This is a genomic window from Lichenicoccus roseus (genome assembly GCF_005844085.1).
Taxonomy (GTDB): Bacteria; Pseudomonadota; Alphaproteobacteria; order Acetobacterales; family Acetobacteraceae; genus Lichenicoccus; species Lichenicoccus roseus.
The window spans coordinates 679,069-701,034 of the sequence record NZ_VCDI01000002.1; the positions used below are offsets into that span (position 1 = coordinate 679,069).

At 69.7% G+C, this 21,966-nt stretch carries 21 protein-coding genes; 7 read left to right on the forward strand and 14 right to left on the reverse strand.

Going from position 1 to position 21,966, the window contains the following annotated elements; all coding sequences use genetic code 11:
- The first annotated feature begins 17 nt into the window (after positions 1-17).
- The 5 genes from dapF to acuI are packed head-to-tail and all read left to right on the forward strand — an operon-like array spanning position 18 to position 5,101.
- Positions 18-845: a diaminopimelate epimerase gene (gene dapF, locus FE263_RS08445; RefSeq protein WP_138325491.1), complete on the forward strand. Its 828-nt coding sequence runs from the start codon at positions 18-20 to the stop codon at positions 843-845.
- Positions 842-2,104 (forward strand): tRNA (N(6)-L-threonylcarbamoyladenosine(37)-C(2))-methylthiotransferase MtaB, encoded by a 1,263-nt coding sequence (gene mtaB, locus FE263_RS08450; protein WP_138325492.1) that lies wholly within the window; start codon positions 842-844, stop codon positions 2,102-2,104. Before dapF ends, mtaB begins: the two co-directional genes overlap by 4 nt.
- A complete protein-coding gene (ftsY, locus tag FE263_RS08455) occupies positions 2,105-3,067 on the forward strand; it encodes a signal recognition particle-docking protein FtsY (protein ID WP_138325493.1) in 963 nt (320 codons plus the stop codon).
- Positions 3,068-3,070: 3 nt separating this feature from the next.
- Positions 3,071-4,087, forward strand: a complete 1,017-nt coding sequence (locus FE263_RS08460; RefSeq protein WP_138325494.1) for a zinc-binding alcohol dehydrogenase family protein — start codon at positions 3,071-3,073, stop codon at positions 4,085-4,087.
- 30 nt (positions 4,088-4,117) lie between these two features.
- Positions 4,118-5,101, forward strand: coding sequence for an acrylyl-CoA reductase (NADPH) (gene acuI / locus FE263_RS08465; RefSeq protein WP_138325495.1), 984 nt, complete (start codon positions 4,118-4,120; stop codon positions 5,099-5,101).
- A gap of 9 nt (positions 5,102-5,110) precedes the next feature.
- Here acuI and FE263_RS08470 read toward each other — a convergent pair whose 3' ends face one another.
- Entirely contained in the window at positions 5,111-5,308 is a 198-nt protein-coding gene (locus FE263_RS08470) for a hypothetical protein (protein WP_138325496.1), read from the reverse strand.
- Positions 5,309-5,361: 53 nt separating this feature from the next.
- On the opposite strand from FE263_RS08470, the gene FE263_RS08475 reads away from it, so the two are divergent.
- The gene (locus FE263_RS08475) at positions 5,362-5,784 is read left to right on the forward strand and encodes a cupin domain-containing protein (protein WP_138325497.1); all 423 of its coding nucleotides are present in this window, start codon (positions 5,362-5,364) and stop codon (positions 5,782-5,784) included.
- 20 nt (positions 5,785-5,804) lie between these two features.
- On the opposite strand, the gene FE263_RS08480 is transcribed toward FE263_RS08475, so the two are convergent.
- The 6 genes from FE263_RS08480 to FE263_RS08505 form a co-directional block, all read right to left on the reverse strand.
- Entirely contained in the window at positions 5,805-6,221 is a 417-nt protein-coding gene (locus FE263_RS08480; RefSeq protein WP_138325498.1) for a hypothetical protein, read from the reverse strand.
- The gene (locus FE263_RS08485; RefSeq protein WP_138325499.1) at positions 6,218-6,814 is read right to left on the reverse strand and encodes an NUDIX hydrolase; all 597 of its coding nucleotides are present in this window, start codon (positions 6,812-6,814) and stop codon (positions 6,218-6,220) included. The genes FE263_RS08480 and FE263_RS08485 overlap by 4 nt, the downstream gene beginning before the upstream one ends.
- Before the next feature lie 95 nt (positions 6,815-6,909).
- A complete protein-coding gene (locus FE263_RS08490; protein ID WP_138325500.1) occupies positions 6,910-7,116 on the reverse strand; it encodes a hypothetical protein in 207 nt (68 codons plus the stop codon).
- A 59-nt stretch (positions 7,117-7,175) separates the two neighbouring features.
- Positions 7,176-8,438 (reverse strand): phosphoglycerate kinase, encoded by a 1,263-nt coding sequence (locus FE263_RS08495; protein WP_138325501.1) that lies wholly within the window; start codon positions 8,436-8,438, stop codon positions 7,176-7,178.
- Positions 8,438-9,457: a type I glyceraldehyde-3-phosphate dehydrogenase gene (gene gap, locus FE263_RS08500; RefSeq protein WP_138325502.1), complete on the reverse strand. Its 1,020-nt coding sequence runs from the start codon at positions 9,455-9,457 to the stop codon at positions 8,438-8,440. Before gap ends, FE263_RS08495 begins: the two co-directional genes overlap by 1 nt.
- 183 nt (positions 9,458-9,640) lie before the next feature.
- Entirely contained in the window at positions 9,641-11,761 is a 2,121-nt protein-coding gene (locus FE263_RS08505) for a transketolase-like TK C-terminal-containing protein (RefSeq protein WP_240759223.1), read from the reverse strand.
- 131 nt (positions 11,762-11,892) lie between these two features.
- Between FE263_RS08505 and FE263_RS08510 the strand changes: the two genes are divergently transcribed.
- Positions 11,893-12,393 (forward strand): hypothetical protein, encoded by a 501-nt coding sequence (locus FE263_RS08510; protein ID WP_138325503.1) that lies wholly within the window; start codon positions 11,893-11,895, stop codon positions 12,391-12,393.
- A gap of 37 nt (positions 12,394-12,430) precedes the next feature.
- On the opposite strand, the gene FE263_RS08515 is transcribed toward FE263_RS08510, so the two are convergent.
- The 7 genes from FE263_RS08515 to FE263_RS08545 form a co-directional block, all read right to left on the reverse strand.
- Complete coding sequence (locus FE263_RS08515) at positions 12,431-13,396, reverse strand: 3-hydroxyacyl-CoA dehydrogenase family protein (RefSeq protein ID WP_138325504.1); 966 nt, start codon at positions 13,394-13,396, stop codon at positions 12,431-12,433.
- Positions 13,397-13,408: 12 nt separating this feature from the next.
- Positions 13,409-14,167: a triose-phosphate isomerase family protein gene (locus FE263_RS08520; protein ID WP_138325505.1), complete on the reverse strand. Its 759-nt coding sequence runs from the start codon at positions 14,165-14,167 to the stop codon at positions 13,409-13,411.
- A gap of 3 nt (positions 14,168-14,170) precedes the next feature.
- Positions 14,171-15,889 (reverse strand): dihydroxyacetone kinase family protein, encoded by a 1,719-nt coding sequence (locus FE263_RS08525; RefSeq protein WP_138325506.1) that lies wholly within the window; start codon positions 15,887-15,889, stop codon positions 14,171-14,173.
- A gap of 30 nt (positions 15,890-15,919) precedes the next feature.
- Positions 15,920-16,885, reverse strand: coding sequence for a sugar phosphate isomerase/epimerase family protein (locus FE263_RS08530; protein ID WP_138325507.1), 966 nt, complete (start codon positions 16,883-16,885; stop codon positions 15,920-15,922).
- A 167-nt stretch (positions 16,886-17,052) separates the two neighbouring features.
- The gene (locus FE263_RS08535) at positions 17,053-18,834 is read right to left on the reverse strand and encodes a beta strand repeat-containing protein (RefSeq protein WP_138325508.1); all 1,782 of its coding nucleotides are present in this window, start codon (positions 18,832-18,834) and stop codon (positions 17,053-17,055) included.
- Between the two features lie 213 nt (positions 18,835-19,047).
- Complete coding sequence (locus FE263_RS08540) at positions 19,048-19,971, reverse strand: dihydrodipicolinate synthase family protein (RefSeq protein WP_138325509.1); 924 nt, start codon at positions 19,969-19,971, stop codon at positions 19,048-19,050.
- A 2-nt stretch (positions 19,972-19,973) separates the two neighbouring features.
- Positions 19,974-21,506, reverse strand: coding sequence for a UxaA family hydrolase (locus FE263_RS08545; RefSeq protein WP_138325510.1), 1,533 nt, complete (start codon positions 21,504-21,506; stop codon positions 19,974-19,976).
- Positions 21,507-21,966: the final 460 nt, after the last annotated feature.

Consider the following 21,966-nt stretch of genomic DNA (forward strand, 5'->3'; position numbering starts at 1 on the left):
CGTCCTATAAGGCGCGCATGATCGCGTTCACCAAGATGCAGGGCGCCGGGAACGACTTCGTCGTCATCGATGAGCGGGGTGTGCCGAGCGGGTTGCAACCGGCGCAGCTGGCGTGGATCGCCAACCGGCGGCTCGGCGTCGGCTGCGACCAGGTCATCCTGCTGCAGCACGACGGCGAGACCGATGCCTTCGTGCGCTTCCTCAACGGCGACGGCACGGAATCCGGCGCTTGCGGCAACGGTTCGCGCTGCATCGCTTCGCTGCTGGCGGACGAGACCGGTCGCGATGCGGTCTCGATGCGCACACAGGCGGGAATACTGGCGGCGCAGCGGCTCGGGCCGGGTAGGGCACGGGTCGATCTCGGCGCACCCCGGCTGGATTGGCAATCGGTGCCGCTGGCTGAAGCGCAGGACACCTTGCATGTCGCGCTGGACGGCATGGACGCGGCGTGCTGCTCGATGGGCAATCCGCATGCGACCCTGTTCATCGACGATGCCGACGCCATCGATATCGCCACGGTGGGTCCGCTTCTGGAGTGGCACGGGATGTTCCCGCACGGTGCCAACATCGGGTTCGCGCAGGTCCTGTCCGCGTCGGCGCTGCGGCTGCGAGTCTGGGAGCGTGGCGCCGGGCTGACGCTCGCCTGCGGGTCAGGCGCCTGCGCCGCGCTGGTGAACGCCCACCGGCGCGGGCTGGTGGGCCGCCGGGCGACGATCGAGATGCCGGGCGGCGTGCTCGAGGTCGAGTGGGACGCGGCAGGGTCCGTCCAGCTTTGCGGTCCGACCGCCACCGTGTTCACCGGGACCATCCCCCGCGCGGCTCTCCCCCACGCATCTCTCTCATGAGCGAGCCCGAGATCCTCACCTTCGGCTGCCGGCTGAACCGCTACGAGAGCGAGGTGATGCGCGGCCATGTCGCGGCCTCGGACGACCGCCGCGGGCTGGTGATCGTCAACACCTGCGCGGTAACCGGCGAGGCGGAGCGGCAGGCGCGCCAGGCGATCCGGCGCGCGCATCGCGAGAAGCCCGACGCGCGCATCGTGGTCACCGGATGCGCCGCGCAGATCGATCCCGGCCGCTGGGCGGCGCTCCCGGGCGTCTCGCGGGTTGTCGGCAACGACGACAAGCTGCGCGCCGAGACCTGGTCGATGGCGTCGGCATCGTCCGGCCATGCGGTCTCCGACATCATGCAGGCCCGCGAGACGGCGCCGCACCTGGTCACCGATTTCGCCGACCGGGCGCGTGCTTTCCTGGAAGTGCAGCAGGGCTGCGATCACCGCTGCACCTTCTGCATCATCCCGTTCGGCCGCGGGCCGAGCCGCTCGGTGCCGATGGGCGCCGTTGCCCGCCAGGCGCGGGCGCTGGTGCGGAGTGGCTACGCCGAGATCGTGCTCACCGGCGTCGACATCACCTCGTACGGGGCCGACCTGCCCGGCCGGCCGGGGCTCGGCCAGCTCGCCCGCCGGCTGCTTGCCCTGGTGCCGGAACTGCCACGGCTGCGGCTGTCCTCGCTCGACCCGACCGAAATCGACGACGACCTCTGGCGGCTGATCGAGAGCGAGCCGCGGCTGATGCCGCACCTGCATCTCTCGCTGCAGGCCGGGTCGGACATCGTGCTGAAGCGCATGAAGCGACGGCATTCGGTGGCCGACGCCGCCGCGGTGATCCGGCGCGCCCGCACGCTGCGGCCCGGCATCGGCATCGGCGCCGACCTGATCGCCGGTTTCCCGACCGAGGACGAGGCGCTGTTCGGGCAGACGCTGGCCTTCGTGCGCGAGCATGCGGTGCCGTACCTGCATGTCTTCCCGTACAGCGAGCGTCCCGGCACCCCGGCGGCGCGCATGCCCGCGGTGCCGGTACCGGTGCGGCGCGAGCGGGCGCGCCGGCTGCGCGAGGCCGGGCAGGAGGTCGCGCAGGCGTTCCATGCCGACCTGCTCGGTCGGACGGTCTCGGTCCTGATGGAAACCCCCACGCGCGGGCATTCCGGGCAGTTCGCGCCGGTGCGCCTGGACGCTCCGTGCGACGATGCCCCGGGCACGGTGATCGCGGCGCGCGCCGTCGCCCTGGACGATGCCGGGCTGCTGGCGGAGAGGATCGAGGCTTAGATGGCGCTGGGTTTCTTCAGCCGGCTCAAGGAAGGCCTGTCGCGCAGCACGCAGAAGCTGGGCGGCAACATCGCGGCGGTGTTCACCAGGCGCCGGCTCGACGATGCGGCGCTCGAGGAACTCGAGGAGCTGCTGATCGCGGCCGACCTGGGCCCCGCGGTGGCGGGACGGGTGATCGACGAGTTCCGCCGCACCCGCTTCGGCAACGAGGTCACCGACGAGGAGGTGCGGGTGGCGCTCTCCGCCGAGGTGGCGCGCGTGCTCGAGCCGGTGGCGATCCCGTTCGTGCCGGACCCGGCGCTGAAGCCGCACGTTGTGCTGGTGGTCGGCGTCAACGGCACCGGCAAGACCACCACCATCGGCAAGATGGCGCTGCAGTACGGGCGCGCGGGGGTGAGGACCATCCTGGTCGCCGGCGACACCTTCCGCGCCGCCGCCGTCGAGCAGCTGCAGATCTGGGGCGAGCGGGTCGGCGCGCCGGTGATCGCGGGCGCCCCCAACGCGGATGCCGCCGGGCTTGCCTACCAGGCCTTCGAGCGCGCCCGTGCGGAGGGCGCCGACCTGCTGCTGATCGACACCGCCGGGCGCCTGCACAACAAGGGCGCGCTGATGGAGGAGCTGGCCAAGATCATCCGCGTGCTGCGCAAGTTCGACGAGACCGCGCCGCATTCGGTGCTGCTGGTGCTCGATGCGACCACCGGGCAGAACGCCATCGAGCAGGTGCGGGTGTTCAAGGAGATGGTGAACATCAGCGGCCTGATCGTGACCAAGCTCGATGGCAGCGCGCGCGGCGGCATCGTGGTGGCGCTGGCCGAGGCGTTCGGCTTGCCGGTGCATGCGGTCGGCGTCGGCGAGAAGGCGGAGGATCTGCGCCCCTTCCGGGCGGCGGATTTCGCCCGCGGCCTGGTCGGCGATAGCGTGCGCCTGACAGCTTCCCAGCCATCCGCAGACCCGGAGACCTGAACCATGCGTGCCATCGGCTACCAGCAGCCCGGACCGATCTCGGACCCGGCCTCGCTGTGCGACATCGACCTGCCACGCCCGAGCCCGACCGGCCGCGACCTGCTGGTGCGGGTGCGCGCGGTCTCGGTGAACCCGGTCGACACCAAGATCAGGTCGTCGGCGGCGCCCGAAGCCGGCGGATGGAAGGTGCTGGGCTGGGACGCCGCCGGCACGGTGGTGGAGGCCGGCCTGCAGACCACCCGGTTCAAGACCGGCGACGAGGTCTACTATGCGGGTGCGATCGGCCGGCCCGGCACCAATGCCGAATACCATCTGGTCGACGAGCGGATCGTCGGGCGCAAGCCGGCCTCGCTCGATTTCAGCGAGGCGGCGGCGCTGCCGCTGACCGCGATCACCGCCTGGGAGGCGCTGTTCGACCGTCTCGAGGTGCGCCGACCGGTGGCGGGTGCGGCGCCGGTGCTGCTGGTCATCGGCGGCGCCGGTGGCGTGGGCTCGATGGCGATCCAGCTGGCCCGGGTGCTCACCGGCCTCACCGTGATCGCCACCGCGTCGCGGCCGGAGACCGTGCAGTGGGTGGAGGCGCTCGGAGCCCACCATGTCATCAACCATCGCGAGCCGCTGGCCCCGCAGGTCGAGGCGCTCGGCCTCGGCGCTCCGTCCGTCGTGTTCTCCACCACCAACACCAACGACCATGTCGGCGACATCGCGGAGCTGATCGCACCGCAGGGCCGCTTCGCTCTGATCGACGATCCGAAATCGCTCGACATCGTGCCGTTCAAGCGCAAGAGCGTGTCGATCCACTGGGAGCTGATGTTCACCCGGTCGATCTACGACACGCAGGATATCGAGCAGCAGGGCATCCTGCTCGGCGAGGTGGCGCGGCTGGTCGACCAGGCACGGCTGCGTTCCACCATGACGCAGCAGTTCGGGACCATCAACGCCGCCAACCTGAAGCGCGCCCATGCCCTGCTGGAGTCCGGCCGCTCGATCGGCAAGATCGTGCTGAGCGGCTTCGAGTAGAGCGGCAATCACCCACGGCAAGGACCTCCCATGTTCAAGGGCTGGCTGATCGAGAAGACCGCAAGCGGCACCGTGTCGGCGCTGAAGGACCTCGACGAGGCCGACCTGCCGGAAGGTGACGTCACGGTCGAGGTCGCGTTCTCCTCGATGAACTACAAGGATGCGCTGGCGCTTGCCGGCGCCGGGCCGGTGGTGCGGAAGTTCCCGATGGTGCCGGGGGTCGACCTCGCCGGCACGGTTCTGGAGAGCAGCCGCGACGGGATCGTCGCGGGAGACCGGGTGATCCTCAACGGGGCCGGCCTGGGCGAGACGCGCTGGGGCGGGCTGGCGCAGAAGGCGCGCGTGCAAGGCGAGTGGCTGGTGCCGCTGCCGGAGGCGTTCACGCCGGAGCAGGCGATGGCGATCGGCACCGCCGGGTTCACCGCCATGCTGTGCGTGCTTGCGCTCGAGCGGCACGGCGTGCTGCCGGGGGATGGCGAGGTGCTTGTCACCGGGGCCGCCGGCGGCGTCGGCAGCGTGGCGCTCGCGGTGCTCGGCAGGCTCGGCTACCGGACCGTGGCCTCCACCGGGCGTGCCGGGGAGGCGCCGTACCTGCATCGCCTCGGCGCCGGCTCGGTGATCGATCGCGCCACGCTGTCCGCCCCGGGCAAGCCGCTGCAGTCGGAACGCTGGGCGGCGGCGATCGACACCGTCGGCAGCCATACGCTTGCCAATGTCTGTGCCGGACTGCGGCGCGGCGGAATCGTCGCCGCCTGCGGCATGGCGCAGGGGCTGGATTTCCCCGCCTCGGTGGCGCCGTTCATCCTGCGCAGCGTCACGCTGGCCGGCATCGACAGCGTGCAGCGTTCGGTCGCCGACCGGATGGAGGCCTGGAACCGCCTGGCCCGCGACCTGGATCCGGCCCTGCTGGACGAGCTGACCACCCGCCATAGCCTGGCGGAGGCCCGTCCGGTCGCGGATGCCCTGCTAGAGGGTCAGGTACGCGGCCGGGTGGTGATCGACGTCAATCGCTGAGCCGGCAGATCAGGTGATCCGCTCGCCGGCGCCCGGCTTCATGATGCCGAGGCCGGTATCGGCGCCCTCGTCGGTGAGGGTGCGGCTCAGCATCCACTCGTCGGCTTCGCGCTGGGTGTCGAACACCGCCAGGACATCGTCCAGGGAGCGGCCGCCGATGTCGCGAACCGCGTATCGCCCATCGGGCTGTTGAACCACTTCGAGCATTGCCTGTTGTCCCCTGTGCCGACGACCCGGCGACCCAGATAGCGGACAAGCGCATGCCGGACAACAAGACGGACTTTGCCACCTTCGATACCAGGGCGCTGGCGGCGGCGTTTCCGGACAGCGCACAGACGCTGCTGCTCGATCGCTACATGGTGGACCGGCCCGCGGCCAGCGCGCGGCTGTTCCGGGTCTATCGTGGCACGCCGCCGCACTATCACGTGCATAGCGACGAGTTTCTCTACGTGCTGACCGGGCGCGGAACCTTCTGGATGGGACAGGAAGCCGACAAGGCAGAGTTCGGCCCCGGCACGCTGCTGTTCTTCGAACGCGGCACCGTTCATGCGCTGCCGGATATCCTCGAGCCGCCGGTGGTGTTCCTGTCCTTCGATGCGCCGCGCCGCGACCCCAAGGACATCGTCTTCGTCGATCCGGCGGACGGCACGCCGGACAGCTTCATCCGCCAGCAGCCGGCCTGAAGCTGCTGCATCGGGCCCGCCTACTGCATCGGTATCGACAGGCTCATGCCGCCGCCGGTCGAGTGGCGGTTGTTGTGGTCGGTGTCGATCGAGGAACCGGCCGCATAGCCATCGCCGGCGATATGCGCCCGCGGGTTGAACAGGTCGGGGGAAACGCTTGGCGAAGCCTGCGCCTCGAGGGATTCGCGGCTTGGTCCCGGAGCGGAGACGTCCGGGTCCGGCAGCGGCGCCGGCCTGAGCACCTGTGCATGCGCCTGCAGTACATAGCCGGTGGGAAGCGCCACGTTGTCCAGCGGAATGGCATTCACCGTGTGTGTGAAGGCATCCGTACTGCCGGCGGCGTGGGCGAGCGGCGACCGCAGCAGCGTCGCGCCGGTCAGCAGCAAGGCCGGGGTTGCCAGCTTCAGGGCCAGTCGCAGTCCATAGCGTCGCATCATTGCGGGCGCGCCTCTTCCTGTCGTGTCATGGTCGGGTTGTCGGAATGCAGGCCGGGCGGCGGCACGTCGCCGCGCGGATCAGCCTCGGGGTTGCCGTAGGGCGCACGCAGAGGATCGCCGCCGGCGTCGGCCCAGGCGTCCAGTGCCCAGCGGACGCTCGGGAAGGCGAGTTCCGTCCAGGGAATGTCGGACCAGTCGAACAGCCCGACCTCGAGACTCTCCTCGCCTGCCGAGTAGACCGGCTGCCCGGCCCCCGCGAAGCGCGCGCGATAGATGATCTGGATCTGGCCGATGCGGCTGATGCTGAACAGCGCCAGGATGCCATCGGTCACGATCTCCGCCCCTGCCTCCTCCTGCACCTCGCGGCGCGCGCCCTCCTCGGCGGTCTCGCCAAGCTCCATGTATCCGGCAGGCAGGGTCCAGTAGCCGCGGCGCGGTTCGATGGCGCGCCGGCACAGCAGCACACGCCCCTCGTGCGAAACCACCGCACCCACCACCGGCTTGGGATTCTCGTAGAACACGTGACCGCAATCAAGGCACGAGACCCGCTCGCGATGGTCACCGTCCGGCACGAGGCGAGAGAAGCGCGACATCGAGAGATCGTGAACGGATCAGCCGGTCATTTCAATGGGTTTTGTCGCAACGACATAAACCGTTACCGGAGTTGAAGACTGGGCGAGCGGGCCAACTATGCCATGCGGTCGAGCAGGCTGCCGCGGCGTGCCGTCGGATCGGGCTGCGCCGGACGCTGGCCCGATCCGGTGGCGACCGGCGGCTGCACGGCCGAGATGGCGCTGGCGACCTGGCTTCCGCGCGACGCGGCGAGCGCCGGCGGGGCAGCTTGGGTGGCCGGCCTGGTGACCGAGAAGGCCGAGAGGCTGCTGGGACTGATCATGCCGGAATGATGCCCCGGCAGCTCTTAAGAAGCGGTTAAGCCCGGGCGGATGCTGGATATCAGCGCGGCAGCACGATGCCGGCCAGGGCGTCCAGCGCCTGGATGCCCGGCAACATCTTGCCTTCCAGCCACTCCAGGAAGGCGCCGCCCGCGGTCGAGACGTAGGACATCTTGCCCATCACCCCGGCATGGCGTAGCGCCGATACGGTGTCGCCGCCGCCCGCCACCGATCGGAGCGTCCCGGCCTCGGTGAGCGAGGCGACCATCCGTGCCAGTGCGTTGGTCCCGGCGTCGAACGGCGGCGTCTCGAAGGCGCCCATCGGCCCGTTCCAGACCAGGGTCCGCAGCGAGCCGATCCGGCTGCCGAGCAGCGCCACCGTTTCCGGGCCGCAATCCAGGATCATCGAATCCACAGGCACCTCGGCGATCGGCACGGTGCGGGTCGCGGCATTTGCCTTGAACTCTGTGGCGGTGACCGCGTCCACCGGCAGCAGGATCTCGCAGCCGCGCGCCTTCGCCTGCTCCAGGATCGAGCGCGCTGTGTCGTGCATGCCCGGCTCCTGCAGCGAGCGGCCGACCTCGACGCCCTGTGCGGCCAGGAAGGTGTTGGCCATCGCGCCGCCGATGATCAGCACGTCGACGCGGCCGAGGATGTTGCCGATCAGGTCGAGCTTGGTGGAGACCTTGGCACCGCCGACGATGGCGCCGACCGGTCGCTCCGGATGCTCCAGGGCGAGGGTGAGCGCCGTCAGTTCGGCCTGCATCAGCCGTCCGGCATGCGCGGGCAGGTGGCGCGCCACCCCCTCGGTGCTGGCATGTGCCCGGTGCGCCGCCGAGAACGCGTCGTTGACGTAGATGTCGGCGAGCGACGCCAGTGCGCGCGCCATCTCCGGGTCGTTGGCCTCTTCGCCCGGGTGGTAGCGGGTGTTCTCCAGCACCAGCACCTCGCCGTCCTTCAGCGCCGACACCGCCGCCTCGGCCTCGGGACCGATGCAGTCCGCGGCAAAATGCACCGGATGGCCGAGCACCCCGGCAAGCGCCTCGCCGACCGGGGCCAGCGACATCGACGGCACCCGGACCCCCTTGGGGCGGTCGAAATGGCTGACCACGATGACCCGCGCGCCCTTGTCGGCGAGCTCGCGTATGGTCGGCGTCAGCCGGTCGAGGCGGGTGAGGTCGGTGATCCGGCCGTCCTTGACCGGCACGTTGAGGTCTGCGCGCAGCAGCACGCGCTTCCCTCGGCACTCGAGCTGGTCGATGGTCCGGAAGGCAGCCTTCTTTTCTTCCGGAACAGCCTGGGTCACAGCCGGATCACCACTCATCAGAGCGCGCCGAACGCCGCGGCGGTGTCCGCCATGCGGTTCGAGAAGCCCCACTCGTTGTCGTACCAGCCGCACACCCGGACCAGCTTGCCGCCATCGATCAGCGCGGTCTGGGTGGCGTCGAACGAGCAGGACGCGACCACGTGGTTGAAGTCGGTGCTGACGCAGGGATCGGTGCTGTAGACCACGATCCCCTTCAGCGCACCCTCGGCGGCATCGCGGAACAGGTTGTTCACCTCGGCGACGCTGCCCGGCACGGTGCGCGGCACGAAATCGAGCGACACCAGGCTGACGTTCGGCGTCGGTACCCGGATCGCTGTGCCGTCCAGCTTGCCCTTCAGCTGCGGCAGCACCAGGCCGACGGCACGGGCCGCTCCGGTGCTGGTCGGGATCATGTTCAGCGCGGCTGCACGGGCGCGGTGCGGGTCCTTGTGCAGCGTGTCCACCGTGCGCTGGTCACCGGTATAGCTGTGGATGGTCACCATGTAGCCGCGCTCGATGCCGTAGGCGTCGTCCAGCACCTTGGCCATCGGCGCCAGGCAGTTGGTGGTGCAGGAGGCGTTCGAGATGACGGTCATCTCGCTGGTGATGGTCTTGTCGTTCACGCCGAACACGATGGTGGCGTCGACGCCGTCGGCGGGGGCGGAGACCAGCACCTTGCGTGCGCCGGCGGTGATCAGCTGGGCGGCCGCCTCCTTCTTGGTGAACAGGCCGGTGCATTCCATCGCCACGTCGACGCCCTGGTACGGCACCTTCGACGGGTCGCGCTCGGCCGAGACCTTGATCGGGCCGTAGGTGCGGCCGTTCGCCTCGATGGTGATGGTGTCGCCCTCGGAGCTGACCTTGCCCGGGAACCGGCCATGCACGCTGTCGTAGCGCAGCAGGTGGGCGTTGTCGGCGACGGAGCCGAGATCGTTGATCGCGATCACCTCCACATCGGTGCGGCCGCTCTCGACGATGCCGCGCAGAACCAGGCGGCCGATGCGGCCGAAACCGTTGATGGCAAGCTTCACAGCCATTGCTTTAGATCCTTTCGATGCTGGACGGTCCAGCGCGCTGGCCGCCGATACCCGGAGCATGGTTCCAGCCGGAGCATGATCCGGTCGATCATGCTCCGCTTGTCGTTTGACGGAGCAGCTTTATCCGACACCTGGCCTCGCGATGCGATCCCCGGGTGACCGGATGCTGCTCCAGGTTATGCGTCACCCGCCGTCGCGTTGCGAGCCCCGGGCCCTGGATTCCACCGGGCTGCCTTCGTCGAGCCGTCCGGTCGATCGCGGGTGGGTGCGCAGCCGGCGGTGCACGTTCTCGGCTACCGCCTCCGGCGTGATGCCGAACTGCCTGTACAGCTCGCTTGCCGACGCCGGCACGCCGAACTCGTCCATGCCGATGAACACCCCGTCGGCTCCCAGCCAGCGTTCCCAGCCGAAGCCGGACGCCGCCTCGATGCCGACGCGCGGCGCGGTCCCCAGGACGGCCTCCCGGTAGGCGGCCCCCTGGCGCGAGAACAACTCCCAGCAAGGCAGCGAGACAACCGCCGCGGCGACATGCCGGCGGGCCAGGCGATCCCTGGCGGCCAGCGCCACCGCCAGCTCGGGACCCGTCGCAATCAGGGTCACGTCACGATGCGCCGATGCTCCCGTCGCCACGCCGACCCCCACTGCGACGCCGGCCTCGGCCACGACGTAGCCGCCCCGTCCGCAGGCATTCGAACCGCGACGATGCGCCGCCTGGATGGGTTGCGCAGGATGGACGGGCTGCGCCGGCCCGTCTGGCTGCGCTGGCTCGTCTGGCTGCGCCGGCCCGTCTGGCTGCGCCGGCTGGGGCAAAAGTCCGGGCGGCACCGCGATCACGCTGGGACCATCGGTGCGATGAAGCGCAAGGTCCCAGCATTCCATCAGCTCGATCCTGTCGGCCGGGCGGAACACCGCGACGTTCGGCATCGCGCGCAGGCTGGCGAGCTGCTCCACCGGCTGCCAGGCGGCGCCGTCCTCGCCTATCGACAATCCGTCATCGGTGAGCAGGTGGATGACCTGGCGCCGCATCAGCGCCCCGAGACGCAACGCCGGCCGCATGCGGTCCACCGAGATGAAGGAGGCACTGCCGCAGGCGATCAGGCCGCCGTGCAGGGCGACGCCGTTGAGCAGCGCCGCCATCGCATGCTCCTGCGTGCCGAAGCAAAGTCGTCGGGCGATCTGCAGGCTGGGCCCGGTGCGCTGGCCGCCCGGCGCCGACGAGATGCCGACGAACTCCGGCAGCAGGTCTAGAAGGGTGTCGATCGCGCCGGCCGGTGACCACGAGGACGTCCCGGCGGGCTGCTCCTCGAGGCACCGGAAGGCCTCGCGCCAGTCGCGCCGCCAGTGCGACGGCAACTGTCCGGCCATCACCCGGTCGAACTCCCCGCGCAGCCGGTGCCGCACCAGGCGCTTGAGCCAGCTGCGCCGGGCGGAGGCGCCGCGGCTGCCGCAGTCGCGCCAGGCCCCGCCAGCAGCCGCTTCGATCCCGGGCGCCGGGACGTCGTCGTTGCGGATCCGGCAGGCGATCAGGTTCGGACGACGCCCGCGCGCTGCACCGGCCAGCGCCTGCGCCAGCGCCTCCGGATCGTGCGCATCGACGCTGCGCACCGACCAGCCGCAGGCGGCGAAGCGGGCCATCGGGCCGCCGGTGTCGCTCCCTGCGCCCGCATCCATCTCGAACAGCACGCACAGCCGGTCCAGCCGCAGCTGCCCTGCCAGCGAGGCAGCCTCGAGCGCGATGCCCGCCGCCAGATCGGTCTCGCAGGCGAGCACCCAGGTGCGGTGATCGACCAGGGAATGGCCGAAGCGGGCGGCGAGCAGCCGCTCCGCCAGCGCCATGCCGGTTCCGGTAGCGATCCCCTGGCCAGCCGGTCCAATCGCCATCTCGACCCCCGGATGCTGGCCGAAACCGGCGGTGCCGATCTCGTGCGCGCCCTCCGCCGCATCACCTGGATCCGGTGCGGCAAGCGCCAGCAAGGCACGCAGCAGTGGTGCGAAGCGTGCATTGGAGACCACGAAGCGGTCGCGGTCGGGCCAGTGCGGATCGGCGGCGTCGAACTTGAGGATCCGGCTCCAGAGCACGCTGGCGGCGTCGACCATGCCCAGCGCGGAGCCCGCCGCGACGTTCGGCTGGCTCTCGACGGCGAGACGAAGGCTCGCCGCCAGAGCCTGCGGTGGTGCCGGCGCGGCCCGGCCGGTGCGATCCAGAGCTGCATCCCGGCTCTCGCCCGGAACGGCGGAACGGTGCTCCAGGAGCAGGTCTGCATCCATGCCGGTGGTATAGGTGGCTGCTGCCGCGCCGGGCAAGCCGGGCCGGTCGCCGTGGCCGGACTTCGAAGCGCCCCGGACTTCGAAGCAGACGAGACCTCGGAGTGCCCGGGGCTCGGAAGCGCAGGCTCTTGTGACACGGTGCGGCTTCCTGCAACGTCTGCCGCGACATGCCGCCGATCTCTCCGCCCTCCGAACATCCGCACCTTCGCTCCGGCGCGGCGCTCGCCCTCGGTCTCCTGCTGGCCAGCGGAAGCCTTCTCGGCGGCTGCAAGCTCATCGACCAGCGCACCTTCGACAGCCAGGCTGGCCGCAAGCCGGTGGCGCATGCGCCGAAGGTCGTATCCGTCGCGCCCCCGCCAATCCCGCCGCTGCTGGTGATCCAGACGCGGGAGGCACCCGAGGACTGGCAGAAGCGTCTGGCGGCTTCCGTTCATGAAGCGCTGGCTCGCAAGCCGAACGTGCTGTTCACCGTACAGAGCGTCACCCGTCCGGCGGCGGGGCAGGATCCCGACGCACAGGCCGCGGCGTTGCGCGCAGTGATCGACAGCGAGGGCAGGGCGGTCGCACAGGCTATCGCCGCCGATGGCGCCTCCGCGCTGCAGGTCGAGATGAGCGGCCTGGCCGACCCGGCCGCTTCCGGGGCCGAAGTCCGGGTGCTCGTGCGCTAGGCAGAAGTCCGGGGCCTGGAGGCCCCGGGCTCAATCACTACTGGCGCAGCGGGGACGGGCCCAGCTCGTCCATCAGCTGGCCCATGCGGGCGTAGGCCTTGTTGCGGTAGGCGATCAGGCCGGCGAGCTGCTCGGGGGTGAACTTGCCGGTGAGGCCCTCGCCGGTCTTGGTGCCGAACTTGCCTTCCGAGACGAGCTTCTTGAGAATCGCCGGGGTCGCCAGGCGGTCGCCGTAGGCGTCCTCGAAGGTCTTGAAGCAGTTGGCATAGACATCGAGACCGGCCATGTCGGCGATGGCGAACGGGCCGAAGAACGCCAGCCGGAAGCCGAACGTGGTGGACACGATGGTGTCGACATCCTCGGGCGACGCGATGCCCTCCTCGACGATCGACATCGCCTCCTTCAGCAGCACGTACTGCAGCCGGTTCAGCACGAAGCCGGGGGTGTCGGCGACCTCGGCGCCGCGGCGCTTGGCCCGCACCAGCATGTCCTTCACCACCGGAACGATGGCCGGATCGGTCGCCTTGCCGGACACCAGCTCCACGCCCGGAATGAACGGCGCCGGGTTGCTGAAATGCACCGTCAGGAAGCGCTCGGGATGGGTCACCGCCGGCGCCAGCGTATGCACCGGCAGGGTGGAGGTGTTGGTGCCGATGATGGCGTCCGCACGGGCGGCGGCGCAGATCCGCTTCAGCACGTCGTGCTTGATGGCGGGTATTTCCGGCACCGCCTCCTCGATGAAGTCGACGCCGGCCACCGCTTCCTCGATCGACTCCGCGGCCTTCAGGTTGGCGCGGATCGTCTCGGTGGCGCCCTTCGGGAACAGGCCCTGCTCCTCGAACTGCGCGCTCTCCTTGAGCAGGCGCTCCAGGGCGGCATGGGTCGCCGGCGCGGAGACGTCGGCCAGCGTGACCTGCATGCCGGCGAGCGCCAGGGATTGCGCGATGCCGCCGCCCATGTAGCCGGCTCCGACCACGGCGACGGTGTTGATCTTCTCAATCATTGTCGTTTCCTGTCACTCACAGTTGTTGGCGGCCAGGCCGGCTTCCATCAGCACGTCGTGCAGGGCGCCGATATCGTGGGCGAAACGGCCCAGGAACAGCCCGTCGACGGTGCCTTCCAGCTTGCCCAACAATCCTGGTCCGGCGCTGCCGCCATAGATCAGGCTGGCATTCGGGAAGGATGCCAGGTGCTGGCGCAGGCCCCTCGCGACATCACGGATGAAGGGAGGCGATGCGGGTTGCTGCGCGCCGATCGCCCACACGGGCTCGTATGCGATCACCAGGTCGCTGTCGGACGGAATGCCGTCCAGCGCCGCATCGAGCTGCAGGGCGCAGGCATCGACCGCCGCCCCGGGGTCGCCCTCCACCACTTCGCCGACGCACAGCACCGGAACCAGCCCGGCCCGCACGCTGGCCTTGACCTTCAGCGCCACGTCGGCGTCGGTCTCGCCGAACAACGCGCGTCGCTCGGCATGGCCGATCTCGACATAGCTGCAGCCGGCCTCGGCCAGCATCGGCGCCGACACCTCTCCGGTGTAGGCGCCGCTATCCTCCCAGAACACGTCCTGCGCGCCGACACCGACACCGGTGTTGTCCAGGATGCGCACCGCGTCGCCGATCGACAGGAAGCTTGGTATGACGAACAGCTCGTACGGTATCAGCGGCAGCGTACCGACCATCGCCGCCAGCTCCGTCATCCAGCCGCGCGTGCGCTCCAGCCCCATGTACATCTTGAGGCTGACCCCGATCAGCGGCGATCCCGTGCCACTCATCGGTCAGCCCGGGCCGTCTGGCAGCCGGTCGAGCACCGCGCGCGCGGCCATCGCCAGCGAGATCGCGCCGGCATCCGGATGACCCTTGGAGCGCTCCGCCAGTGGCCTTGCCCGCCCGAGCCGTGGTACCAGGTCGGCGGTCTGCTTGGCGGCCCCGGTGGCGGCGTCGGAGGCTGCCTGCCAGGCCGCCCGCAGCGCGCTGCCCTTGGACACCTCTGCCTCGAGCGTACGGGCGAACGGCTCGAGCGCGTCGACCAGCGTCTTGTCGCCAGGCTTGGCACCGCCGAGCCGGGTTACCCCGGACAGCGCCGCGAGCGCGCCGGCGGCAAGCCGCCCTGCATCGATGGGCGCGTCGTCGCCGAGTGACTGGCTCCAGGAGCGAAGCCCGACGCCCCAGATCGCACCCGACGTGCCACCGGCACGATCCGCCCACGCATCGGCGGCGGCGGCCAGTACGCTGGACGCTCCGGCGCCTGCTTCGGCCGCCTCCTTCGCCGCGGCGGCGGCGGCGGCAGACCCGCGCGCCATGCCCTGGCCATGGTCGCCGTCACCGGCCTGCGCGTCGATCCGGCCAAGCTCCTGCTCGGCGTCGCGCAGGATGTCGGCGAGGTGTGCCATTACTCCGGCAATGCAACGCCCGCCGGCCCGGCCCTCCGCCGAAGCCTCCGGATAATGCTTCGCCGCAACCTCGGCCTCGTCCCGGATCGCAGCCGGCTCGGCGGCGATGGTGGCGCCGCGACGCAGCACGGCGCTGTCGCAGGGCGCCAGCCAGCAGGTTTCCAGCTCGTCGTCGAGCCAGGTGAGGGTGAGCGAGCAGCCTTCCATGTCCAGGCTGGTGACGAACTCGCCGACCTCGGGCGCCACCACCGCCAGGCCGGCCTTGGCCAGCCGCGACGCCACCGCGGACCACAGCACGAACAGCTCCTCGTACTTGGTGCTGCCGAGGCCGTTCAGGATCGCCGCCACCCGTTTGCCGCCATGCGCCGGCGCTTCCGACAGCAGGCGGTCGACCAGGATCGCGGCCAGTTCGGCGGCGGACGGGATCGGCACCTCGTCGATGCCGGGCTCGCCATGGATGCCGAGCCCGATCGCCATGCGGCCTTCCGGCACCGAGAACAACGGCTGCTTCGCCCCCGGCAGCGTGCAGCCGCCGAACGCCACCCCGAACGAGCGCGTCCGCGCATTGGCGAGGCGGGCGATGCGCTCCACCTCGTCGAGCGGCCTGCCGGCTTCCGCGGCAGCGCCTGCGATCTTGAACACCGCGAGATCGCCGGCGACGCCGCGGCGACGCTCATGCTCCTCGGCGGACGCGCTGGCGACGTCGTCGCTGACCGCCAGCACGCGGACGTCGATGCCCTCGCCGCGAAGCCGTTCCGCCGCCAGGCCGAAATTCAGCACGTCGCCGGCATAGTTGCCGAAGCCGAGCAGGATGCCGCCGCCGCGGTGGGCGCGTGCGCAGATGTCGCGCACCGCCCGCGTCGAGGGCGATGCAAACACGTCGCCGGCAACCGCGGCGTCGGCGAGGCCGGGACCGACGTAGCCGGCGAAGGCCGGGTAGTGGCCGCTGCCCCCGCCGATCACCAGCGCGACCTTGCCGTCCGGCGTCGCCGTCGAGCGCACCACGCCGTCGGGCACCGCGCGCACGAATTGCCGGAACACGTCGCAGTAGCCGGCAAGCGCGGTCGCCGCGAAAGCGGTGGGATCGTCATGCAGATGCGTCATGGCGAAGTGGATCCCGTCAGGGGTTGGCGATCAGGCGGGGCCAACCGACTTCGGCAGGATGCGGCGCAGATACTCGCGGTTGGTCGCCGCCACGCTGAGGCCGTCGCCGCCGTAATGCTCGACGCAGAACGCACCGCGGAAGCCGTGCGCGATCGCCTGCTTGACCGCAACCCGGTAGCTGATGATGCCGAGTTCGAGCGGCGCCGGCGAGGTGGCGACGAAGCCTTCCGCCTCGACCTCGTCGCGGAAATAGTTCTTGGCATGCCAGTACTTCACGTACGGCATGGTCTTCTCGACCATCGACTGCCAGCGCTCCACCGGGCGGTGCAGCCGCACCAGGTTGCCGATGTCGGGATTGATGCCGACCGCCGGATGGTCGATGTCGCGCACCATCTTCACCGCGCCGTCGGCGGTGCCGATATAGGTGTCCTCGTACATCTCGAGCCCGATATCCAGCCCGACGCTCTCGGCGTGCTTGCCGAGCTCACGGTAGCCCTCGACGGCACGCTTGTAGGTCGCGGGATCGTCCGGGTTCTTGACCCCGTCGACGGTCCAGAACCAGTTCACCTTCTTCTGCGCCTCGGTCAGCGGGCCGAACAATCCGAAGCTCACGTGTTTGGCGCCGACCTCGGCGGCAACATCGAGCAGCCGGTGGCTGTATTCCAGGAATTCCGCGCCGCGCTCCGGGTCGATGATGCTGCGTCGCGCGGTCGAGATTGCCGGGATGGTCAGGCCGTGAGCCTTGAGGACGGCGAGGAATTCGCGGCGGCGCTCAGGAGTGAGATCGGCAAGCCGGATCCAGCTGTCGTACGGATCGATCTCGGTGAAGCCGGCGCCGCTGACGTCCGCGACCGTCTCGGCCCAACGCTCGGCGGAATGGTCCTGCACCGAACTGCCGTCCGGCAGGAGGTTCGGATACTGGATCATCGCGGCCGCGATCGGCCAGTTCAGGTTGGTGAGCGTGTGCGAGGTGTCTGCTGTCGAGGCTGCGGACATCGAGCTGGTCCTCCCGGTTCGGGTTGCGGCTGCATCTCGTTGGCGTGGATGCACCGGCGACGAAGCGGCTGGTCTAGACAGCGCAACCATAACCGTCCAATCACGATTGCGGCCTCACCCATGCCGATTTGGACATGGGTTCGTCTGTTTCGATACGGCTTTGGCTACTATCCGAGCGAGCCCAGTCCGGCGCTCACACCCTCCAGGCGATAGACGGTGCCGGTGTGCGCGGAGCTGAGGATCGTGCTGCCACCGCTCTGCACCTCGGTCCAGCCACCGCCGGACAGGTTGACATGGTCGGTCCCGACCCGGAAGCCATGCACGTCCTGCGTGCCGCCCGACGCATTGAGCGTCAGCGCGCCGCCGTTCGTCGCCTCGTAGATCGCAGAGGTGCCCGCACCGGTGATCGACATCGCCCCGGTCGAGGTGTTGATGATCGCGTTCGCGCTGCCGAGCTGCACCAGATCCTGTCCGGTGCCGCCGAATATAGCCTGCGTGCCGGCGGCATTGCCGCCGGTGAGGGTCTCGTTGCCGGCGCCGGCCAGGAAGTAATCGCCGCCCTGCGTCCCGCCGATCAGGTGATCCCCGGCACCGCCGGCCTGCAGCACCGTGCCCTGGCCGGAATTGCTGCCGACGATCAGGTTCATGCCCTGCGAACCGCCGGCGAACCAGCCGTTCTGCGCCGCCGAGATGGTGTCGTGCCCGGAGGCTCCGCCGATCACGTCGCCCGTTCCGCCGGCGCCCTGGTAGGCGATGGTGCCGGTGCCGCCGAACACGGTGTCGGAGCCGGCGATGGTGGCGCTGCCGGAACCCAGCACCAGGGTGCCGGGGGGCGCCGAGTAGTCGAGCGAGCCGGAGCCGTTGAACAGCCTCGTGCCGGAGCCGGCACCGACGACGTGCGTCGCGCCACCGTTCAACACCAGCAGGGCTCCGGAGCCCTCGACCTCGACGAGCCCGCCGCTTACCGTCGAGACCAGGGTATTGCCGGCGCCGTCGAGGGTGATCGCGGCGGCCTGGCTGTCGCTGACGAAGTTGTCGTTGCCGTTCACCGAGAAGGCGGTCCCGGTCGCGGTGAGCTGGGCGTTGGATCCAGTCGCCACGACGACCGTGCTCTCGGCCGGGACCGTCGTCGAGTAGGCGGTGGTATAGTTGAACTCGACGCCGTTCGCGGCGGTCGTGATCACTGTCCCGATCAGCGCGTTGCCAGAAGCATCCGTGGTGGCGGTTGCGTTAGTCACGTGAGCCAAGTCGATAGCCAGGGAGTTCGAGGATCCTCCGGGCTGACCGGCGGCGGCCTGGACCTGCTGGAGATCCGCCCGCCCCTCGGCGAAGTTGAACGTGTAGGTCCCGAATAGGTCTTCCGCCGCCTGAACCGATCCAGTTGCGGCCGCCTGCTGTAGAACTGTAGAAGCTTCGTTGACCGTGCCGCCGTTGTCGAACCCGATATACGGCGTTGCCATGCCTGTAGGTTTCGGAGCAGCCTGAGCCTGCTCCTTCACGATCATCTGGCTGTAATCCTGCTTGCTCTGGTCGAGCAGGAGGTAGCCAAGCATCCGCTCGTCTGAGATGTTAGCGTAGTTGCCAGCGTCAATCTGCGTCAGGTTTGTGTCGGTGACCTTGGCAAACTGGGCTGCAATCTCTCCGGCAAACAAACCGCTTTCCACTACGGCGTCATTGCCGGTCGAAAGGCTGCCACCGTAGCCAACAATCGTGGTGTCGTGTGTAGCGAGGTTCGGCAAGCTGAAAGGGTTCGTCCCGGCCTGTCCCGAGGGCACCAAGTCGGCTGCGTAACCCTCGTCTCCGAGCGTGGTGACTTCCTGGCTCAAGAGCGCCGAGTTCTGGACCAGGTCGTAGAGGTCGCTCGCGATATCCCCCGAATTCTGAAAATCCAACTGAAGGCCCACGCCGTGCAGGAAGGGGTAGTAGGTGTCGCTGGCAGTACTGGTCATGCAATCGGCCCCGGCGGAACGAGCGCAGCACGATCGAGCGCCCGATGCGTCCCTATGGCCTGCCCCGGCCGGCGTCCAGTACCCGGCGGGGGGTGGAACGAACTTGTTCCGGTTTATGCCTGAAATGTCACAGATGAACCGGAGGGTTCAGGTTTTATCGTTATGTTATCGATATAGTTTCGATCCCTGTTGACTGCCGGCTGGCGGCGTGGGTCAGCGTGCCCAGCGCAGGACCAGCGGGTCCAGCCGGCGGGCGATCTCGATCAGGCCGGCGCGGGTGGCCGGATGCAGCGGCAGCAGCGGCAGGCGCGGCGCGTCGCAGGCGATCACGCCGCCCTCGCGCATCAGCGCCTTCGCCGCCAGCAGGCCGCACTGGCGGTTCTCGTAGTTGATCAGCGGCAGCCAGCGCTCGTAGCCCGCCACCGCAGCGTCCCGGCGCCCTGCAAGATAATCGCGGACGATCCCGCCGATCGCGTCCGGAAACCCGCCGCCGGTCATGCTGCCGGTGGCGCCGGCATCGAGATCGGCGAGCAAGGTGATCGCCTCCTCGCCGTCCCAGGGACCCTCGATGGCGTCGCCGCCGAGTGCGATCAGGTCGCGCAGCTTGGATGCCGCCTGCGCGATCTCGATCTTGAAATAGGCGACATGCTCGATCTCGCGCGCCATGCGGGCCAGCAGCGAGGCGGACAGCGGAACTCCGCTGACCGGCGCATCCTGGATCATGATCGGGATATCGATTGCGTCCGACAGCGCGCGGAAGAACGCCTCGATGCCGGCCTCCGGGACCCGGATGGTGGCGCCGTGATAGGGCGGCATCACCATCACCATCGACGCCCCGAGCGCCTGCGCCTCGCGCGAGCGTTCGGCGCAGATGCGCGACGAGAAATGCGTGGTGGTGACGATCACCGGCACGCGGCCACGGACATGCTCGAGGATGCTGCGCGTAAGCAGCACGCGTTCGTCATCCGACAGCACGAACTGCTCGGAGAAGTTCGCAAGGATGCAGAGCCCGTCCGAGCCGGCATCGATCATGAAGTCGGCGCAGCGGCGCTGTCCGTCGAGATCCAGCGCGCCGTCGGCATCGAAGATCGTCGGCATCACCGGGAAGACGCCGCGGTAGGCGGCCATGCCGTCCATCGTCACATCACCGCCCCGAGCTGCCAGGGCACGAACTCGTTGCTGCCATAGCCTAGATCCTCGCTCAGCGTGTGGGTGCCTGACGCGACCGCCAGGATGGTGCGGAAGATGCGCTCGCCGGCCTGCGCGATGGTGTCGCTGCCATCGATGATGCCGCCGGTATTGACGTCCATGTCCTCGGCCATGCGCTCAAACATCGGCGTGTTGGTGGCGATCTTGATGCACGGCGCCGGCCGGAAACCCGATGTCGAGCCACGCCCGGTGGTGAAGCAGATCACCGTGCAGCCGCCGGCGACCTGACCGGTGACGGCGACCGGGTCGTAGCCCGGCGTGTCCATGAACACGAAGCCATGCGCGTCGATGCGCTCGGCGAATTCGTACACCGCTTCCAGTCGCGCGGTGCCGCTCTTGGCGACGGCGCCGAGCGACTTCTCCAGGATGGTCGTAAGCCCGCCTGCCTTGTTGCCGTGCGACGGATTGTTGTTGAGTTCGGCCTGGTGGCGCCGCGCATAGTCGCGCCACCATTCGATGCGCCCAAGAAGCTTGCGGGCGACATCCGGGCGCGCCGCGCGACGCGTCAGCAGGTGCTCGGCGCCGTAGATTTCCGGTGTCTCGGCCAGCACCGTGGTGCCGCCGTGCCGCACCAGCAGGTCCGATGCGTAGCCCAGCGCCGGGTTGGCCGAGATGCCGGAATAGCCGTCGGAGCCGCCGCATTCGAGCGCCAGCACCAGCGCGCTGGCCGGCTGCGCGGTGCGTCGCGCGGCTCCCACCGCCGGCAGCATGGCGCGCACGGCGGCGACTGCCGCCTCGATGGTGCGCCGGGTGCCGCCGGTCTCCTGGATGGTCATGGTGCGCAGGGTCTCGCCCTCGACCAGCCCATGCGCCTGCATCAGCGCCGGGATCTGGTTGGTCTCGCAGCCGAGGCCGATCATCAGCACCCCGCCGACGTTGGGGTTGGTTGCGTATCCGGCGATGGTGCGCGTCAGGTACTGGTAGCCCTCGGTCTGCAGGTTGAGCGCGCAGCCGCCGCCATGGGTGAGCGCGATGACGCCGTCCACGGTGTCGAACCCGGCCAGTGCATCCGGCCGGTTGAAGTGCTCGGCGACCGCCTGGCAGACCGTCGCCGAGCAGTTCACCGACGCGATCACCGCGATGTAGTTGCGGGTGCCGACGCGGCCGTCGGGGCGCAGGTAGCCCTGGAAGGTGGCACGCTCGGCCTCCGGCAGCAGCGCGGGTGCAACGGCGTCGACGCAGAACTCGTGCGTCAGGGCGAGGTCGCTCATCGCCATGTTGGCGGTGTGGACGTGATCGCCGGGTTCGATCGGCGCGGTTGCGAAGCCGATCACCTGTCCGTACTTGCGCACCGGCTGCCCGGCGGGGATCGCCGCCAGCGCCACCTTGTGTCCGCGCGGCACCGGCATGCGTACGGCGAGGCCGCCCGGCGCCAGCCGCTCACCCTCGGCCAGCGGGCGCCGCGCCACCGCGACGTTGTCGCGCTCGTGCAGCAGGGTGACGGCGGGGACGGCAACGTCCATGGCAGGCCTCGGGTCCGGATCAGGGAACGCGAAGGTAGGCCCGCCGCGGAAGTGGTGCAATTTCGATGCGGCCGGGCAGATCGTGCCGGGACCGATGCCCGGGGCGATCCCGGCGGCGGCCGCGGACGAAGGCGCCGAAGGGCGATCGCCGTGCAGGTGCGGGGAGTGAAATGCGGCGGGGGCCCTTGCGTCCGGTCCGGCGCCATCCCGTCCGGAAAATGAGGCGGAAGAGAATGGCAATCCGTGCAACCGCGCCGCATCGTGACGACGAGGCGAGCTTGTGCCAGGGCGCCCAGCCGATTGCCGCCCCCGATGACCGGCGCTGCCGGTCTCTCACCGTCTCAGGCCGTCCGTACCGGTTAGAGCACCGCCCGTGGCAGATCATCCCGCTGCCTAGCTTGCATGACAGTCCGGTAACCACCGCAAAGAAGTATCCGAAGTCTGGTGTTGGCCGGTCGGG

Excerpts from the sequence above, each read along its gene's own strand:
- dapF (WP_138325491.1), top strand. The coding sequence starts at position 18 with ATGATCGCGTTCACCAAGATGCAGGGCGCCGGGAACGACTTCGTCGTC.
- mtaB (WP_138325492.1), top strand. The coding sequence starts at position 842 with ATGAGCGAGCCCGAGATCCTCACCTTCGGCTGCCGGCTGAACCGCTAC.
- ftsY (WP_138325493.1), top strand. The coding sequence starts at position 2,105 with ATGGCGCTGGGTTTCTTCAGCCGGCTCAAGGAAGGCCTGTCGCGCAGC.
- FE263_RS08460 (WP_138325494.1), top strand. The coding sequence starts at position 3,071 with ATGCGTGCCATCGGCTACCAGCAGCCCGGACCGATCTCGGACCCGGCC.
- acuI (WP_138325495.1), top strand. The coding sequence starts at position 4,118 with ATGTTCAAGGGCTGGCTGATCGAGAAGACCGCAAGCGGCACCGTGTCG.
- FE263_RS08470 (WP_138325496.1), bottom strand. The coding sequence starts at position 5,308 with ATGCTCGAAGTGGTTCAACAGCCCGATGGGCGATACGCGGTTCGCGAC.
- FE263_RS08475 (WP_138325497.1), top strand. The coding sequence starts at position 5,362 with ATGCCGGACAACAAGACGGACTTTGCCACCTTCGATACCAGGGCGCTG.
- FE263_RS08480 (WP_138325498.1), bottom strand. The coding sequence starts at position 6,221 with ATGATGCGACGCTATGGACTGCGACTGGCCCTGAAGCTGGCAACCCCG.
- FE263_RS08485 (WP_138325499.1), bottom strand. The coding sequence starts at position 6,814 with ATGTCGCGCTTCTCTCGCCTCGTGCCGGACGGTGACCATCGCGAGCGG.
- FE263_RS08490 (WP_138325500.1), bottom strand. The coding sequence starts at position 7,116 with ATGATCAGTCCCAGCAGCCTCTCGGCCTTCTCGGTCACCAGGCCGGCC.
- FE263_RS08495 (WP_138325501.1), bottom strand. The coding sequence starts at position 8,438 with ATGAGTGGTGATCCGGCTGTGACCCAGGCTGTTCCGGAAGAAAAGAAG.
- gap (WP_138325502.1), bottom strand. The coding sequence starts at position 9,457 with ATGGCTGTGAAGCTTGCCATCAACGGTTTCGGCCGCATCGGCCGCCTG.
- FE263_RS08510 (WP_138325503.1), top strand. The coding sequence starts at position 11,893 with ATGCCGCCGATCTCTCCGCCCTCCGAACATCCGCACCTTCGCTCCGGC.
- FE263_RS08515 (WP_138325504.1), bottom strand. The coding sequence starts at position 13,396 with ATGATTGAGAAGATCAACACCGTCGCCGTGGTCGGAGCCGGCTACATG.
- FE263_RS08520 (WP_138325505.1), bottom strand. The coding sequence starts at position 14,167 with ATGAGTGGCACGGGATCGCCGCTGATCGGGGTCAGCCTCAAGATGTAC.
- FE263_RS08525 (WP_138325506.1), bottom strand. The coding sequence starts at position 15,889 with ATGACGCATCTGCATGACGATCCCACCGCTTTCGCGGCGACCGCGCTT.
- FE263_RS08530 (WP_138325507.1), bottom strand. The coding sequence starts at position 16,885 with ATGTCCGCAGCCTCGACAGCAGACACCTCGCACACGCTCACCAACCTG.
- FE263_RS08535 (WP_138325508.1), bottom strand. The coding sequence starts at position 18,834 with ATGACCAGTACTGCCAGCGACACCTACTACCCCTTCCTGCACGGCGTG.
- FE263_RS08540 (WP_138325509.1), bottom strand. The coding sequence starts at position 19,971 with ATGGACGGCATGGCCGCCTACCGCGGCGTCTTCCCGGTGATGCCGACG.
- FE263_RS08545 (WP_138325510.1), bottom strand. The coding sequence starts at position 21,506 with ATGGACGTTGCCGTCCCCGCCGTCACCCTGCTGCACGAGCGCGACAAC.